The organism is Aromatoleum petrolei (assembly GCF_017894385.1).
Taxonomy (GTDB): domain Bacteria; phylum Pseudomonadota; class Gammaproteobacteria; order Burkholderiales; family Rhodocyclaceae; genus Aromatoleum; species Aromatoleum petrolei.
Window position 1 is genome coordinate 4,453,535 of sequence record NZ_CP059560.1, and the last position, 16,455, is coordinate 4,469,989.

Below are 16,455 nucleotides of genomic sequence, written 5' to 3' on the forward strand. Positions count from 1 at the left end.
GGGTTGTTGCGGGTGGGTGGGGAATTCAACCGGCGGTGGCGCCGGGTTTGGACGAGAACTTGCCGGCAACGACGAGGCGCCCGTTTTCGGCCTTGAGGGGCAGCACGGGGAGCCGCCGCGGAGCCGGCCCCCCGATGACTTCTCCTCCGTGCGTAGGTTTGAACTGGGAAAAGTGGCAAAAGCAGATCAGTGCGTTGTCCTTGGGGACGTAATTGGTGATGTCGCAGCCCTGATGCGTGCACACCGCCGAATAGGCGACGATGCCCTCGACGGAATTCCGGCGCATGTCTTCGTCAATTTCCTCAGGTTGTACGCGGAAGACGATGACCTTGTTGAGGCGGGAACCACTCTTGATCGCGCCGCTGGCGGGTTCGAGCGGAAAGGCTAGAATCGGTTTGTCACCGACTGCCAAGTCGCTGATGGTCAGTGGTTGAGTGCCGCCCTCGGCGTCTGTACGTACGAGAAAATCCCCGATTTCCGGGCGCGCATCGCTGATTTCCCCTGCGTGCGTGCGATGTGCGGAAGCGGCGGCAAGGCCGAGAAGGGCGCCAGTGCAAATTTTGAGGGCCGAGCGCCGACCGGGATCTTTCGGTTTGCTGCAGTTACAGCAAGATGAGTCCGTTTTCATTTGCACTGATGTCTCCGTTTTTTTACTGGTGATGCGACTGGGCCGGTAGTGCAAAGCTCGGGCCAGTGAATCAAGGAAATGCCAAAAGTATTATTGATGCATTGATAAGTATTTGTTTATTTAGAGAAAAGATATTTGTTTGTATGGGGCGGTGTTTTTTGTCCGGTCGCTCGCGCAGTGGCAGGGTGTCCCGTCCCCGCAACGTGGGACACTTTTCCCATGAGACTGGGACGGTTGCCGGAACGCGAACATCGGGTACGCCACGGAGTCCTCCTGCCGGTAGCTCCGGTCTGAAGCTGCTGCGCAGTGTGCGGCAGCGGGCATCTCCTCGATTTCCGCGTGCAGCGGGAGGGGCGGTCAGACGTTTTGACTTGCGCCATGACCGAGGTGAGGGACGATGCGACGGTGGCCCGGATCGTGCTTGCGAAGGAACCAAAGGTGGGGCTCGACCCTGCCGGGTAGAAAAGACAAGAAAGGACGAGGGGACGAGGAAATGTGTCGAAGGCTTATGCGGACCTGGTGCGGTGTGTTCGCGGCCCTGTTGGGTATCGTTGCAGGGGCTTACGCGGCCGACCCGGCCGTGATCCGCATCGGCGTGCTGCAATACGGCACCGTGAGCTGGGAGCTCGAGGTGATGAAGCAGCAGGGTTTTGCCGAGCGCGAGGGCGTGCGCATCGAGGTCGTGCCGCTGGCGCAGAAGGACGCGGCGAACGTCGCGCTGCAGGGCGGGGCGGTGGACCTCATCGTGAACGACTGGATCTGGGTCGCACGCCAGCGCGCCGAAGGGCGCGACTTCGCCTTCGTCCCGTACTCGCGCGCCGTGGGCGGCATCATGGTGCGCCCCGACGCGAACGTGCGCGCGTTCGCCGACCTGCGCGGGCAGCGCCTGGGGGTCGCCGGCGGGGCGCTCGACAAGAGCTGGCTCTTGCTACGCGCCTATGCGCGCAAGACCGTCGGCGAGGACGCCGCGACGCTGGTGAAACCCGACTTCGGGGCGCCGCCACTGCTGAACGCGTTGATGCTGAAGGGCGAACTGCCGGCGGTGATGAACTTCTGGCACTTCTCGGCGCGCCTGCGCGCGGCCGGGATGCGCGAGCTCCTGTCCCTCGACGAGGTCCTCAAGGGGCTCGGCGTCGATGGCGAGTTGCCGATGATCGGCTGGGTGTTCCGTGACGACTGGGCGGCGAAGAACCGCGCGGCCTTCGAAGGCTTCCTGCGCGCGGGCGCACAGGCGCGGCGCCACATGCAGACGTCCGACGCGGTGTGGGAGGAGCTGCGCCCGCTCACGCGCGCCGAGGACGACGCGACGCTCGCGGCCTTGCGCGACGGATTCCGCGCAGGTATTCCCGGCGAGGACGTCGCGCAGGCCGAGCGCACCGCGCGGCGCGTGTTCGCGATCCTTGCGCAGGAGGGCGGTGCCGAGCTCGTCGGAGCCGCCACCGCACTGCCCGCGGGCACCTTCTGGCGCGTGGGCGCCCCGCGCTGATGAAGGCCGGTGCCGATGATTCCGCGTCCTGGCCGCTGCCGGCCGCCCCAGTCGGGCGAGCGATGAAACGCCGCGGCCCGCAGGGCGAAGGCTGGCTGCGTGCGGCCTCGCTCGCCGCCTTCCTTGTGCTGTGGCAGCTCGCCGCGTGGCTCTTCGCCAGTTCCACGCTGCCCCCGCCGGCAACGGTCTTCGCGCGCATCGCCGCCGAGACCGCCTCGCTCGCGCTGCCCACGCACCTGGCCATCACGCTCGCGCGCGTCGCGGTCGCCTTCGCGCTGGCGATGGCCCTCGGCGCCGCAATCGGCATTGCCATGGGGCGCTGGCGCCGGCTCGATGCGCTGCTCGACGGCTGGCTTGTGCTCGGGCTCAACATCCCCGCGCTGGTCACCATCATCCTGTGCTACGTGTGGTTCGGGCTCAACGACGCGGCCGCCGTCGCCGCCGTCGCCGTGAACAAGATCCCCACCGTCGTCGTCACCGTGCGCGAAGGTGCGCGCGCCGTGGACGCCCGCTTGATGCAGGTGGCCCACGCCTACCGCCTGCCGCGGCTGCGCACCTTCAGCCAGGTCTACCTGCCCCAGCTGGTGCCCTACCTCCTGGCCTCGGCGCGCTCGGGGCTGTCGCTGATCTGGAAGATCGTGCTCGTCGTCGAGCTTCTCGGCCGCAGCAACGGCGTGGGCTTCCAGCTCAACATGTTCTTCCAGCTCTTCGACATTGCGGGCATCCTCGCCTACACGCTCGTGTTCGCCGCGGTCGTGCTCGTCGTCGAGGCGGCCGGCCTGCGCCCGCTTGAGCGCCGCCTCACGCGCTGGAGAAGCTGAATGCTCGACATCGCCATCGACCGCAAGACCTATCCCGACCGCGCCGGCGCGCCGCATCTGGCGCTCGCCGGGCTCAAGCTCACGGCCGCGCCGGGCGAGTTCGTGTGCGTGGTGGGCCCCTCGGGCTGCGGCAAGAGCACGCTGCTCAACGTCGTCGGCGGGCTTGACCGCGACGTCGAGGGCCGTGTGCGCCTGGCCGGCGCTCCGTTTGCCGATAGTACGCACGACATCGGCTTCATGTTCCAGGAGCCACGCTTGATGCCTTGGCTCACGGTGCTCGACAACGTCCTCCTCGTCACCGATGCGAGCCCCGCGGCGCGATGTCGGGCGCGCGAACTCCTCGCCGCGATGGGGCTTGGCGACGTGCTCGACGCCTTCCCCGGGCGCCTGTCGGGCGGCATGCAGCGGCGCGTCGCGCTCGCGCGCGCCTTCGTGATCGAACCGAAGCTGCTGCTGATGGACGAGCCCTTCGTGTCGCTCGACGTGCCCACCGCCAACCGATTGCGCGCGATGCTGGTCGAACTGTGGCAGCGCTCGGGCGCAACCGTGCTCTTCGTCACCCACGACCTGCGCGAAGCGCTCGCGCTCGCCGACCGCATCTGCTTCCTCTCGGCCGCCCCCGGGCGCGTCGTGCTCGAACTCCCGCTCGCGCTCGCCCGTCCGCGCGCCCCCGACGATGCCGCGGTACAGGCGCTGCAGGCCGAACTCCTCGCACAGCACCCCGAGCTCCTCGCGGGGCTCGCGAGCGACCCGGACAGGATCAAGGATGAATGAACCCATGAATCGCCCGCTTGAAGCGGCCTCCGGTGCAACTGCCATGGGCGGGGAGGGCGCAGCGCTCGAGCTCGCCGAGGTGCGCAAGTCCTACGGCGTGCGCGAAGCCCTGCGCGGCGTCACGCTCGCCGTGCGCCGCGGCGAATTCGTCGCGCTGCTCGGCCCCAACGGCGCGGGCAAGAGCACGCTGTTCCAGCTGCTGACCGGTCTCTTCAACGCCGACTCGGGTCGCCTCGCCGTGTGCGGCCACGACATTCGCAAGGATCCGGTCTCTGCGCTCGCTCGCCTCGGTGTCGTGTTCCAGCAGAGCACGCTGGACCTCGACCTCGGCGTTGCCGCCAACCTCAAATTCCACGCCGCGCTGCACGGCCTGGGCGGTGCGCGGGCGAAGGAACGTGTCGCCGATGCACTCGCCCGCTTGGGTCTCACCGAGCGTGCCGGGGACCCCGTGCGCGAACTCTCCGGCGGCAATCGCCGCAAGGTCGAACTCGCACGCGCCCTCGTGCACGAACCGGCGGTGCTGCTCATGGATGAAGCCACCGTCGGCCTCGACCCGGCCTCGCGCCGCCAGCTCCTCGACGAAGTGCTGGCGCTGCGCGACCGTGGCGTCGCCGTGCTGTGGGCGACCCACCTCGTCGACGAGGCCGAAGCCGCCGATCGCGTCGTCGTGCTGCACCGCGGCCAGGTTCTCGCCGAGGGCTGCCCCGCCGAACTCGCCGCCCAAGCCGGCACCGCGACGCTGGCCGACGCCTTCCTGAAGCTCACCGGTGGCGAACGCGGCGACTGAACACCCGCCCGACACAAGAACCAGAACCCCCCGAGAGGAGACCCCCTTGATCCCCCGCACCCGACTCATCACCGCGGCTGTCCTCGCGCTCGCCGCGGGCGCCGCCACCGCTAAAGGTACCGGCTACGTCTTCGTCAGCAGCGAGAACGACCACGCCGTGACGGTGCTCGACAGCAAGAGCTGGCAGGTCGTCAAGACCATCGCCACCGGCCAGCGTCCGCGCGACATGCGTCTCGCGCCCGACCGCAGCCAGCTCTACGTGATCGCCAGCAAGGCCGACCGCGTCGACGTCATCGACATCGCCCAGCTCAAGGTGACCCACAGCATCCCCGTCGGCGAGGACCCCGAGATGTTCGACCTCTCGCCCGACGGCAAGCGCCTCTACGTCTCCAACGAGGAGGGCGCGCAGGTGTCGGTGATCGACGTCGCGACGAAGAAGGCCATCACCCGCATCGAGGTCGGCGAGGAACCCGAGGGCGTGCGCCTGTCGCCGGACGGAAAGCGCGTGTATGCGACCTCGGAGGTCGCCAACATGGTGCACGTCATCGACACCGCGACCCACAAGATCCTCGCCAATGTCGTCGTCGCCAACCGCCCGCGCCGCTTCGCGATGACTCCGGACGGCGCCGAGGTGTGGGTCACCAGTGAGCTGGGCGGCAAGGTCACGGTGCTCGACGGCGCAACGAACGCCGTCAAGGCCACCGTCGCCTTCACCCCCAAGGGCTTCCGCGCCGACGACGTCACCCCGGTGGGCATCGCGATGACGGGCGACGGCAAGACCGCCTACGTCACGCTCGGGCGCGCCAACCACATCGCCATCGTCGATGTCGCCAGCCGCAAGGTCGAGGATTACGTGCTGGTGGGCAACCGTGCCTGGGGCGCCACGCTCAACCGCGACGGCAGCCTGCTCTTCGTCGCCAACGGTCTTTCGGACGACATCTCCATCATCGACACCAAGAGCCGCAAGGTGCTGCGCTCCGTGCCGGTGGGACGCGTGCCGCACACGGTGGTGATCGACGATTGAGGGGGCGCACGCATATGAACCTCCGACGCCTCCTGCGAACGGCCCTGGGCGCCGCCGCGCTCGGCCTCGCCGCCCACGCCTTCGCCGCCACCGGCGTGCGCCTCGCGCACGTCGAACTGGAAGCGGACGCGCGCTACGACGAAACGAAACTCTTCTTCCGCGGCCTCTCACAACCCCTTGGCCGGCCCTTCGCCGGTGCCGAGGTGGCGCTGCGCGAGGCGCGCTTCGTCGGCCAGGCGGTGGGGGCCGAGTTCGCGCTCGAACACGTCACGGCGGCCGATGCGAAGGCGCTCGTCGCTGCGATCGACAAACTGAACAAGGAAGGCGTGCGCTACTTCCTCCTCGATGCCCCCGGCGCGGTGGTGGCCGAGATCGCCAAGGCCCTGCGGGGCAGGGAGCTGCTGCTCTTCAACGTGTCCGCACCCGACGATGCGCTGCGCCAGGCACAGTGCCAGCCGAACCTCCTGCACACGCTGCCGAACGACGCGATGCGCATGGACGCGCTCGCGCAGTACCTCGTGTCGAAGAAGTGGCGCAACGTGCTGATGCTCGAAGGCCCGCGCCCCGAGGACAAGCTGATGGCGGAAGCCTTCGACCGTGCCGCGAAGCGCTTCGGCGTGAAGCTCGTCGAGCGCCGCCCCTTCGTGCTCTCGAACGACCCGCGCCAGCGCGACCAGGGCAACGTCGCGCTGCTCACCGCCGGAGCCGAGCACGACGTCGTCTTCGTCGCCGACACGGACGGCGAGTTCGCCCGCAGCGTCCCCTACCGCACGGTGCGCGCACGCCCGGTCGTCGGATCGGAAGGCCTCGCCGCCGCGGCCTGGTCATGGGCGTGGGAACGCCACGGTGCGCCGCAACTCAACAGTCGCCTGGAAAAGCACGTCGGCCGCAAGATGGCCGACCCCGACTGGGCCGCATGGATCGCGGTGAAAGCGGTCGTCGAAGCGGTCGTGCGCACGAAGAACGCCCCCTTCGCCACCGTCGCCAAGTACCTCAAGGGCGAGGAGATCACGCTCGACGGCTTCAAGGGCAACCGCCTGGGCTTCCGTCCCTGGGACAACCAGCTGCGCCAGCCCATCCTGCTCGCCACCCACAACGCCGTAATCGAGCGCGCCCCGATCGCGGGCTTCCTGCATCCGACCAACAACCTGGACACCCTCGGCTTCGACCAGCGCGACAGCCGCTGCGCGTTCTGAACGGAAAGGCCGGTCCCCATGAGACTCTCCCACGCGTGGTTCGCGCTGCAGGCGATCGCCGGCCGCGAGGTCGCCAAGTTCGTGCGCCAGGGCGGACGCTTCGCCTCGGCGCTGGTGCGTCCGCTCTTGTGGCTCGTCGTCTTCGCGGCGGGCTTCCAGAACGTCTTCGGCGTGTCGATCATTCCGCCCTACGACACCTACATCCCGTACCAGGTCTACATCGTGCCGGGCCTGCTGGGCATGGTGCTGCTCTTCAACGGCATGCAGTCCTCGCTCGCGATGGTGTACGACCGCGAGATGGGGATGATGCGGCTCTTGCTCACCGCGCCGCTGCCGCGCGGGTATCTGCTCTTCGCCAAGCTCCTCGCCGGCACCGTGTTGTCGGTGCTGCAGGCCTACGTCTTTCTCGTCATCGCCTGGCTCTTCGGCGTCGAGGTGCCGTGGTCGGGCTGGCTCACCGCACTGCCGGTGATCGTGCTTGCGGGCATGATGCTGGGGGCGCTCGGGCTGCTGCTCTCGGTGCAGGTGCGCCAGCTCGAGAACTTCGCCGGCACGATGAACTTCGTGATCTTCCCGATGTTCTTCGTCTCGCCCGCGCTCTATCCGCTGTGGAAGCTGGAGGAATCGGGCGCGGCCATCGTCCATGCGGTCGCGCAGTGGAACCCCTTCACCCACGCGGTCGAGGCGATCCGCTTCGCCCTTTACGGCCAGCTCGCCGCCACCTCGCTGGCCATCGTCGTCGGCTGCCTGGCGGTGTTCTTCATCCTTGCGGTGCGCGGCTACGATCCGCAGCGCGGCATGCTCAGGCGGGCAGGGGGGAAGCCGGGTTGATCACGACCTGTCCCGCCGTGGGACAGGTGCTCCAAAACGGAACACCGTGACAAAAAAAGATGCTGGATGTTCGGCAAAACCTTGCATGGGTTGGGCCGAGCATCCGGCATTTCTTCGGGGCGCGGAGTGCCCCGAAGTCCGCTCAGGGAACCCTGTGCGTGACGCCGTGGGTCGTGAAGATGCGAGCGAGCTCGCCCGAGCGCTGAATGTCCGCCAGCGCCTCGGACAGGGCCGCGGCCAGCTCCTTGTGGTCCGCCTTCACGGCCATTCCGAGCGGCCAGCCTTTCACGCGCAATTCGGGCATGGTCAGCGTGTCGATCGCGAACTGCTTGTGCTCCTTCAATGCGCCCTCGAGCTGACTGCGCGGCGCCATCACGGCACTCACTTCACCCTTGGCCATCGCCGCAGCGGCTTCGGCGACGCTGCGGAAATGCACCACGTTGTCGCGCAGGCGGCCATTCATCACGTGGAGCATGAAGTCGCTCGCGTGCGTGTCGAGTTCGACGCCGATCTTCTCGCGCGTGAAGACCTCGAAGGCGACCGCGGCAGAACCCGCGACCGACGGCACGCGCTCGGGATTGCGCGCGATCGCGATCGTCTCGAGGTGGTAGGGGCCGAAGATCGCCACCTTGTCGTTTTGGGCCGCGAACTGGGCATCCACGGGCACATGCATCATCACGTCGGCCGGGCGGTGGCCGAGGTAATGCCCTTTCCACACCATGTTGCGCAGGTCGTCGTTCATGTTCTCGTCGGCCGGGAACTCGACGATCTCCGCACGCAGTCCCAGGCGCTCGGCCAGGGACTGCGCGAGTGCCACGTCTATCCCCTTGCCGCGCGCCGAAAAGGGCGCGTAGTCGGCATATACGGCCACCCGCAGGGTGCCCGCCTGCTGAACTTCGGGTTGAGCGGCCGCATGGGCCGGGAGCAGGGCGCCTGCCATCATGGCGCCCGCCGCGATCAGGAATGCGCGTCGGTCATTTTTCACGTACGGTCTCCAGCCAGGCCTTGATTGCCCACATTGCCTCCTGCGACAGCATGCCCTCGAACGGCGGCATATATACCGCGCCGTTGCGGCTCACGCCGTGGCGGATGCGCTGCAGGAAATACTCGTCCGTTTCGGGGGCGATGTCGAGTTTGCGCAGATCCGGCGCGATGCCGCCCGATACCGCGCCAAGGCCGTGGCAGCGCGCGCAGTTTTGGTTGAAGGCCGAATCCCCGATGCGGATCGCCTCGGAGTTGTCGCGGTAAGGATTCACCTCGCGCCAATCCTCGCCGAGTTTCGGCAGTGTTGATACATCCACCGCCTGCGGCGTCACGTCGCCGTGTGCGTGGGCCAGTCCCGCTCCGAGCGCGAGTCCCACGGTCAGGGCCGCGGTGCGCAGTTTGCGGGTCAATGTCTCCTTGTCGTTGTGCTTGTCCACCTTCTGATTCCTCATCTCTGATTGACGACGCCCGGGGTGCCGGATCTGCACAGTCCTTCGCAAGCCCTGTGCCACGTCGATCGAGCGCGCCGAAATCCGGCGTTTTCACTTGGTAAGGCGCCTGAAAGCCGCTGGCAGGAAAATTGCTCCTCTGTTGTTGCCCGGTTCGATGAGCGATTGCTTCGACCTGGTGCAGGTGCTACTTTCTGACACAAGGGACAAACAAAAAAATAGTCCCAAAAGTGACGCGCAGGAGAGGAGGAGAAGATGGCCGTATTGCCGCAGTTGCGGGATCGCCGCGAGAACACCATTTCGGACGCGCGACGATTTTTCTTCGAGCTTGGCCAGACGCCGGAGACCGGGCTCGCCCCTCCTGTGCTGCGTTCCTGGCAGCGCTGCCGCACTGGCGGCCTCGACCACCTGGATGCCTACCTGATCGATCCTGCAGGCCGCGCCCAGCTCTCCGACGCGCGCGATCGCAGCGCGAGGCTGCTGGAGCACGCCGGCGGGATCATGGAGCACGTGTTCGAGCAGATCCGCGCTTCGGGCAGCATGGTCATCCTCGCCGACACGCGGGGCATGATCCTGCACTGCCTCGGCGATCCGGACTTCGTCGGCCGCGCGCAACGTGTCGCCCTGCAACCCGGCGCGTCGTGGGACGAGACCGTCCGCGGCACCAACGCGATCGGCACCGCAATCCAGGAAGGCGCCGCGGTCGAGATCCACGGTGCGGAGCACTACCTGGAACGCAACGGTTTTTTGACCTGCAGTGCCGCGCCGGTGTTCAACGCCCTGGGGCACATCGCCGGCGTGCTCGACATTTCGGGTGACTCGCGCAACAACCAGCGCCATACGCTCGGTCTGGTGCGCCTGTCGGTGCAACTGCTGGAAAAACGCCTCTTCGAGGCCGAGTTCGCCAAAGAAATCCGCATCGCCTTCCATCCCCGCCCCGAATACGTCGGCAGCCTGCAGGAAGCGATGCTTGCGGTCGATGCCGACGGCAGGGTCGTCGGCGCCAACCCGGTCGCGCGCGAATGGTTGGCCCTTCCCGCCGGGCTCGCCGACGCGCCGACTTTCGGCAGCCTGTTCCGTACGGGCTTCGGTCAGCTGCTCGACCGCGCCGCGAATGCCCCCGACGACCTGCTGCTGCTCGAGATGCGGCGCGGCGAAGCGGTCTACGTGCAAGTGCGTGGCCATCGCCGCCCGCGCGCCGAAGTCCCTGCACCGCGACTGCAGCAGTCCGCGGCAGAGACGCCAAGGCAGGGGGGCAAACCCTGTGACCGCTCGAAGTCGCAGATCACGCTCGATTGCCTCGCGACCGGTGACGCCCGGCTGCAACTCGCCCTCGACCGTGCGCGACGCGTGCAGGGCAAGGACATCCCGCTGCTGATCCAGGGCGAGTCGGGCGTCGGCAAGGAGCTCTTCGCACGCGCCTTCCACAATAGCGGTGCACGCAGCGACGGCCCCTTCGTCGCGTTGAACTGCGCGGCGATTCCGGAAAATCTCATCGAATCGGAACTCTTCGGCTATGTCGGCGGCTCCTTCACCGGCGCGCGGCGCGAGGGGGCGGTCGGCAAACTGCAGCAGGCCCACGGAGGTACTCTGTTCCTCGACGAGATCGGCGACATGCCGCTGGGCATGCAGGCGCGCCTGCTGCGTGTGCTGCAGGAGCGCAGCGTCACGCCGATCGGCTCAATGAAATCGATTCCCGTCGATATCTCCCTTGTCTGCGCCACCCACCGTGTGCTGCGCGACGCCGTCAGGCAGGGCCTGTTCCGCGAAGATCTCTACTACAGGGTGAATAGCCTTACCGTAACGCTGCCGCCGCTGCGCGAGCGCACCGACATCCGCCACATCGTCACCAACCTCCTCGAGATGGAAGCTGCGGACCGCAACAGCGGCCCGATCGGTATCAGTGAGGAGGTCATGGACTTTTTCGAACGCTACCCGTGGCCGGGCAACGTCCGTCAGCTCCAGAACGTCATCCGGGTGGCGGTCGCGCTGCTCGACGACAACGAGCACGAGATCGCCTCGGTACATCTGCCGGAGGAGCTCTTCGGCATCGACGGCGGCGACGATGTCGCGGAGGCGCTTGCCCGGCCGGCGGTCGTCACGGCACAGGCGGTCGCCTCGCCGTTCGCCGCTGCGCTGCCGGCGGCGATTGCGCCGCAGGCAGCCGCTGCGAGCGCGCCGCGCAGCCTCGATGAAATCGAACTCGAAGCGATCACCACCGTGATGCGCGAGGTGGGCGGAAACGTCTCTGCCGCCGCGCGCAGACTGGGCGTCAGCCGCAATACCCTTTACCGCAAATTGGGCAAGTTGAACTGAAGTGTGAAAACCATGCTTGCGACATGGTCAGTGGCATGATATTTGCAATCTGCGACACGTTGTCCCGAAGCGAAACAAACGACGGAGGAGTACATCGATGTGGAAATCCCTTCACATTGACCCCGCGAAGTGCACCGGCTGCCTGCAGTGCGAAATGGCCTGCTCGTATGAGCACACCGGGGTCATCAATCCCAGCAACTCACTGATCAAGGTCTTCAATTTCGAGCACGAAGGGCGCAAGGTGCCCTACACCTGTACTCAATGCACCGAGGCGTGGTGCATGCATTCCTGTCCGGTCGATGCCATCCGCCTCGACCTGACAACGGGCGCGAAGGTCGTGTTCAAGGACACCTGTGTCGGGTGCAAGGTATGCACGATCGCCTGTCCATTCGGTACGGTCAATTACAACCAAGCCAGCGGCAAGGTCCAGAAATGCGACCTGTGCGAGGGCGATCCCGCCTGTGCGAAAGCCTGTCCCACCGGCGCCATCACCTACATCGACGCCAACTGGACGGGGCTTTCCCGCATGCAGGCCTGGGCCGCCAAGGCCAACACCCCCGCATCGGCGGCCTGAGAGGAGAGGAATACCATGGGATGGAATCGCAAGCTCCTGCGGGTGAACCTCACCCAGGGCACGTGCAAGGAAGAGCCCCTCAACATGGAGTGGGCCAACGAATACCTCGGATCGCGTGGCCTCTCGGCCAAGTACCTGGTGTCCGAAATCGACCCCAAGGTCGACCCGCTGTCGCCCGACAACAAGCTCATCATGGCGACCGGCCCGCTCACCGGCACGATGGCCTCCACCGGCGGCCGCTACACCGTGACCTGCAAGGGCCCGCTCACCGGCGCGATCGCCTGTTCGAACTCCGGCGGCTTCTTCGGCGCCGAGCTGAAGTTCGCCGGCTGGGACATGATCATCTTCGAAGGCAAGTCGCCCAAGCCCGTCTACCTCTTCATCGAGAACGACAAGGCTGAACTGCGCGACGCCTCGCACCTGTGGGGCACCAGCTGCTGGCATACCGAGGAGCAGATCAAGGCCGATCACCAGGATCCCCTGATTCGCGTTTCGTCGATCGGCAAGGCGGGCGAGAACCAGGTGCTGTTCGCGGTCGTCGTCAATGACCTGCACCGTGCGGCCGGGCGCTCCGGCGTCGGCGCCGTGATGGGTTCGAAGAACCTCAAGGCGGTCGCGATCCGCGGCACCAAGGGCGTGTCGGGCATCAAAGACTTCCCCGCCTTCCTCAAGGCGACGACCGACGCGAAGAAGGTGCTCGCGGACAACGCCGTCACCGGCCAGGGCCTGCCGAAGTTCGGCACCCAGGTGCTGATGAACGTCATCAACGAGATCGGCGCGCTGCCCACGCGAAACCACCGCGACGTGCAGTTCGAGGACGCCGCCAAGATTTCCGCGGAGGCCATGCACGAGAAGCGCCCGACCGACGGCAAGAGCCATCTCGTCACCAACGCCGCCTGCTTCGGCTGCACGATCGCCTGCGGACGCATCTCGCAGATCGACAAGAATCACTTCACCGTCAAGAACAACCCGAAATACTGGGGCGCGTCGGGTGGCCTGGAATATGAAGCCGCGTGGGCGCTGGGGGCGGCCAACGGCGTCGGCGACCTGGAAGCGCTGCAGTACGCGAACCTGCTGTGCAACGAGCAGGGCATGGACCCGATCTCCTTCGGCGCGACCGTCGGTGCGGCGATGGAACTGTACGAGATGGGCGTGCTGACGAAGGAGCAGATGGGCCTCGATACCCCGTTCGGCTCGGCCGAGGCGCTCGCGAAGCTCGCGGAAATGACGGCGAACGGCGAAGGCTTCGGCAAGGAAATCGGCGAGGGCTCGGCGCGCATGTGCGCCAGGTACGGCCACCCCGAACTGTCGATGAGCGTCAAGAAGCAGGAATTCCCCGCCTACGACTCGCGCGGCATCCAGGGCATGGGCCTCGCTTACGCGACCTCCAACCGTGGCGCCTGCCACCTGCGTGGCTATACGGTCGCCTCGGAAGTGCTGGGCATCCCGGTCAAGACCGATCCGCTCGTCACCGAAGGTAAGGCCGAACTCGTGAAGGCCTTCCAGGACGCCACCGCGGTGTTCGACGCCGCCGGCATCTGCGTATTCACGTCCTTTGCCTGGACGCTCGCCGACGTGCAGCCGCAGCTGGCGGCGGCCTGTGGCCCCGAATGGACGATGGAGAAGCTCAACGCCGTCGGCGAGCGCATCTGGAACCTCGAGCGCCAGTTCAACAACGCGGCCGGCTTCACCAGCAAGGACGACAACCTGCCGCCGCGCCTGCTCACCGAACCGGCCAAGACCGGCCCGGCCAAGGGCTTGGTGAACGGTCTCGACAAGATGCTGCCCGAGTACTACAAGGTGCGCGGCTGGACGCCCGACGGCGTGCCGACTGCGGAAACCCTGGCGCGACTCGGACTGTGAGCATCGCCTGACGCTCGCCCGCCGAGCGTTCGAGCCCTTCCCGGCGGCCTGCTGCCGGGAAGGGCGCCTCATCGCCCAAACGAGGACGAACCGATGAAACACGTGATACTCGGCAACGGACCCGCAGGCGTCGTCGCGGCCGAAACGCTGCGCCGCGCCGCCCCCGCGGACGAGATCCTAATGGTCGGCAGCGAGGACGCCCCGCCGTACTCGCGCATGGCCATCCCCTATCTGCTCGAAGAGAACATCGACGAGTCGGGCACCTGGCTGCGCAAGGCCCCCGAGCACTTTCGCCGGCTCAACATCGGCGAACTGCGCGCGCGTGCCGTGTCGCTCGATACCGACAAGCGCCGCATCCTGTTCCACGACGGCCACTTCGAGGACTACGACCGGCTCCTGATCGCCACCGGCTCGCACCCCGTGCGCCCGCCCATCCCCGGCGTCGACCTGCCCGAAGTGCAGACCTGCTGGACGCTCGACGACGCCCGTGCGATCGCCCGGCTCGCCAAGCCAGGTTCGCGCGTGCTGCAGCTCGGCGCCGGCTTCATCGGCTGCATCATCATGCAGGCCCTTGCTGCCCGCGGCGTGCAACTCACCGTTGTCGAGATGGGCGACCGCATGGTGCCGCGCATGATGACGCCCAAGGCCGGTGGCATGATCAAACGCTGGGTCGAGAACAAAGGCATTCGCGTCGTCACCAACGCCGGCGTGCAACGCATCGACCGCGGCGGCAGCGAGGGCGTCGTCGACGTCACCCTGTCGACCGGCGAAGTCCTGCCGTGCGATCTAGTGATCGTCGCCGCCGGTGTCGCGCCCAACATCGCCTTCCTCGATTCGACGCCGGTCCATGTCGCCAAGGGGGTGCTCGTCGACGACAAGCTCGAGACCAGCGTCCCCGGCATCTTCGCCGCGGGTGACGTCGCCGAGGCTCCCGATCTCTTCACCGGTGCCCACCTCGTCGCTGCGATCCAGCCCAACGCGGCCGACCAGGCGCGCGTCGCCGCGCTCAACATGGCGGGGCACCATACCAAGCTCAACGGCGTGCTCGCTATCAACGTGCTCGACACGCTGGGCCTGATTTCGGCCTCCTTCGGCCAGTGGTGGGGGGAGGGTAGCGAAAGTGGCGGAACAGGCATCGAACACGTCGACGAGAACGGATTCCGTTACCTCAGCCTGCAGTTCAAGGACGACGTGATGATCGGCGCCACCTCGATCGGCCTGACGCAGCACGTCGGCGCGCTGCGCGGCCTGATCCACGGACGGGTGAAGCTCGGTCCCTGGAAGGATCGCCTGCTCGCCAACCCGTTGCAGTTCGTCGAGGCCTACGTCGCGCGCTCGCAGCAACCGATGGCGCTCGCGCGCTGAAGCCGGAGTGGATGTGCCCATGAAGATCGGCTTCAAGCTCTTCGCCTCCCTGACCGATCACCTTCCGCCCGATCGCAAGGGCAACCGTATCGAACTGGAGGTCGGGGAGGGGACGACCATCGCCGAGTTGATCACGCGCTTCAACGTCCCCGAGCGCAGCGCGCATCTGGTACTCGTCAACGGTCACTTCGTGCCGGCTGCGCAGCGTGCCTCCCGCGCGCTCGCGGACGGCGACGAACTGGCCATCTGGCCGCCGATTGCGGGCGGCTGAATCGGATTGGCTTTCGTCAACGGTCCGGTGGCGGAGTGCTTCGAACGCGAAGTGACCGCATCGCCCGCGGAATTCGAGCGCGATCTGCGCAAAGCGTCGCCGTGCGCAGTCGAAACCGTGGCCCCCCATCACTTCCGCCTGTGCGTCGGGCCGACCCGGCTCGACATTCATGTGGTCCCACGTGGCGTGCGGCGGCTCGGCATACTTCAGCTGCAGACGCTCAGTGTGCGTTACGAGTTCTTCGGCGGCACCGAGTCGGACCGCAGGGCCTTGCTCGTTCCGCTCGACCGCGCGATGCAGCGCGGCGGCGGTTGAGGCGGTTTCCGATCTACATGTGGCGCAGGGCTCCCGAAACGCGGCGCTTGCGCTATGCTCCGACGGATGTACGGACTCGCCGCGACCTTCGCTGACGCATTCGCCCTTCTTGCCACCTTCGATCACCGCGCGGTCGAAATCGTCATCCTGTCGCTTCGGGTCAGCGGTTCGGCCGTGATCCTCGGCACACTCATCGGCCTTCCCCTCGGAGCGTGTCTGGCCGTAGGCCGATTCCCCGGCCACAGTGCGGCGCTCGTCGTCGTCAATGGATTGATGGGGGCTCCGTCGGTGGTCGTCGGAGTCGTCGTCTATCTGGTCCTGTCGCGTTCGGGACCGCTCGGCGGGCTGGGCATGCTCTATACGCCCGCGGCGATGGTCGTCGCGCAAACCCTGCTGGTCGTGCCCCTGATGGCCGCCATCACACGCCAGATCATCGACGATTCCTGGCAGCGCTATGCCGAAGAATTCAGGGCGATGCGCTTCACATGGTTGCAAAGCGTCACGACCCTCCTGTACGACTGCCGCCATTCCCTGCTCGTGGCGGTCCTCGCCGGACTCGGGCGCGCCATGAGCGAAGTCGGCGCGGTGATGATCGTCGGCGGCAACATCGACCACGCCACGCGCGTCATGACCACCGCAATTGCGCTGGAAACCAGCAAGGGCGACCTGCCGCTCGCCATTGCGTTGGGCATCGTGCTCGTCGCGGTCATTCTCATCCTCAATGCCGTGGCGTTCGCGATGCGGGCCTGGGCGATGCGCAGGTACGGCTGA

Annotated in this window: 17 protein-coding genes; 14 read left to right on the forward strand and 3 right to left on the reverse strand. The window is 66.9% G+C overall.

Annotated features, from left to right (window positions below):
- Positions 1 to 25: 25 nt before the first annotated feature.
- A complete protein-coding gene (locus tag ToN1_RS20360) occupies positions 26 to 628 on the reverse strand; it encodes a QcrA and Rieske domain-containing protein (RefSeq protein ID WP_244861078.1) in 603 nt (200 codons plus the stop codon).
- A gap of 493 nt (positions 629 to 1,121) precedes the next feature.
- On the opposite strand from ToN1_RS20360, the gene ToN1_RS20365 reads away from it, so the two are divergent.
- From ToN1_RS20365 to ToN1_RS20395, 7 genes are all read left to right on the forward strand, one after another.
- Positions 1,122 to 2,114: an ABC transporter substrate-binding protein gene (locus ToN1_RS20365; protein WP_244860841.1), complete on the forward strand. Its 993-nt coding sequence runs from the start codon at positions 1,122 to 1,124 to the stop codon at positions 2,112 to 2,114.
- Between the two features lie 62 nt (positions 2,115 to 2,176).
- On the forward strand, positions 2,177 to 2,935 hold the full coding sequence (locus ToN1_RS20370) for an ABC transporter permease (protein ID WP_244860842.1): 759 nt from the start codon (positions 2,177 to 2,179) through the stop codon (positions 2,933 to 2,935).
- Positions 2,936 to 3,709 (forward strand): ABC transporter ATP-binding protein, encoded by a 774-nt coding sequence (locus ToN1_RS20375; RefSeq protein WP_169205220.1) that lies wholly within the window; start codon positions 2,936 to 2,938, stop codon positions 3,707 to 3,709.
- A 4-nt stretch (positions 3,710 to 3,713) separates the two neighbouring features.
- Positions 3,714 to 4,496, forward strand: coding sequence for an ABC transporter ATP-binding protein (locus ToN1_RS20380; RefSeq protein WP_425305822.1), 783 nt, complete (start codon positions 3,714 to 3,716; stop codon positions 4,494 to 4,496).
- A gap of 46 nt (positions 4,497 to 4,542) precedes the next feature.
- Positions 4,543 to 5,520, forward strand: a complete 978-nt coding sequence (locus tag ToN1_RS20385; RefSeq protein ID WP_169206504.1) for a PQQ-dependent catabolism-associated beta-propeller protein — start codon at positions 4,543 to 4,545, stop codon at positions 5,518 to 5,520.
- A 14-nt stretch (positions 5,521 to 5,534) separates the two neighbouring features.
- On the forward strand, positions 5,535 to 6,716 hold the full coding sequence (locus tag ToN1_RS20390) for an ABC transporter substrate-binding protein (RefSeq protein WP_169206503.1): 1,182 nt from the start codon (positions 5,535 to 5,537) through the stop codon (positions 6,714 to 6,716).
- An 18-nt stretch (positions 6,717 to 6,734) separates the two neighbouring features.
- A complete protein-coding gene (locus tag ToN1_RS20395) occupies positions 6,735 to 7,547 on the forward strand; it encodes an ABC transporter permease (RefSeq protein WP_169206502.1) in 813 nt (270 codons plus the stop codon).
- 142 nt (positions 7,548 to 7,689) lie between these two features.
- Here ToN1_RS20395 and ToN1_RS20400 read toward each other — a convergent pair whose 3' ends face one another.
- Both ToN1_RS20400 and pedF read right to left on the reverse strand, forming a co-directional pair.
- The gene (locus tag ToN1_RS20400; protein WP_169206501.1) at positions 7,690 to 8,532 is read right to left on the reverse strand and encodes a substrate-binding periplasmic protein; all 843 of its coding nucleotides are present in this window, start codon (positions 8,530 to 8,532) and stop codon (positions 7,690 to 7,692) included.
- Positions 8,522 to 8,983 carry a cytochrome c-550 PedF gene (gene pedF, locus ToN1_RS20405; protein ID WP_210147875.1) on the reverse strand — a complete coding sequence of 154 codons (462 nt, stop codon included), beginning with the start codon at positions 8,981 to 8,983 and terminating at the stop codon, positions 8,522 to 8,524. Before pedF ends, ToN1_RS20400 begins: the two co-directional genes overlap by 11 nt.
- 252 nt (positions 8,984 to 9,235) lie before the next feature.
- Between pedF and ToN1_RS20410 the strand changes: the two genes are divergently transcribed.
- The 7 genes from ToN1_RS20410 (at position 9,236) to ToN1_RS20440 (ending at position 16,455) form a co-directional block, all read left to right on the forward strand.
- The gene (locus tag ToN1_RS20410) at positions 9,236 to 11,296 is read left to right on the forward strand and encodes a sigma-54-dependent Fis family transcriptional regulator (protein ID WP_169206499.1); all 2,061 of its coding nucleotides are present in this window, start codon (positions 9,236 to 9,238) and stop codon (positions 11,294 to 11,296) included.
- 97 nt (positions 11,297 to 11,393) lie between these two features.
- Positions 11,394 to 11,870: a 4Fe-4S dicluster domain-containing protein gene (locus ToN1_RS20415; protein WP_169206498.1), complete on the forward strand. Its 477-nt coding sequence runs from the start codon at positions 11,394 to 11,396 to the stop codon at positions 11,868 to 11,870.
- 15 nt (positions 11,871 to 11,885) lie between these two features.
- Positions 11,886 to 13,733: an aldehyde ferredoxin oxidoreductase family protein gene (locus tag ToN1_RS20420; protein ID WP_169206497.1), complete on the forward strand. Its 1,848-nt coding sequence runs from the start codon at positions 11,886 to 11,888 to the stop codon at positions 13,731 to 13,733.
- 93 nt (positions 13,734 to 13,826) lie between these two features.
- On the forward strand, positions 13,827 to 15,098 hold the full coding sequence (locus ToN1_RS20425) for an NAD(P)/FAD-dependent oxidoreductase (protein ID WP_210147876.1): 1,272 nt from the start codon (positions 13,827 to 13,829) through the stop codon (positions 15,096 to 15,098).
- 19 nt (positions 15,099 to 15,117) lie between these two features.
- Positions 15,118 to 15,369 carry a sulfur carrier protein ThiS gene (gene thiS / locus ToN1_RS20430; RefSeq protein WP_169127008.1) on the forward strand — a complete coding sequence of 84 codons (252 nt, stop codon included), beginning with the start codon at positions 15,118 to 15,120 and terminating at the stop codon, positions 15,367 to 15,369.
- Positions 15,370 to 15,375: 6 nt separating this feature from the next.
- Positions 15,376 to 15,684, forward strand: coding sequence for a hypothetical protein (locus ToN1_RS20435; RefSeq protein ID WP_169206494.1), 309 nt, complete (start codon positions 15,376 to 15,378; stop codon positions 15,682 to 15,684).
- 66 nt (positions 15,685 to 15,750) lie between these two features.
- A complete protein-coding gene (locus tag ToN1_RS20440) occupies positions 15,751 to 16,455 on the forward strand; it encodes an ABC transporter permease (protein ID WP_169206509.1) in 705 nt (234 codons plus the stop codon).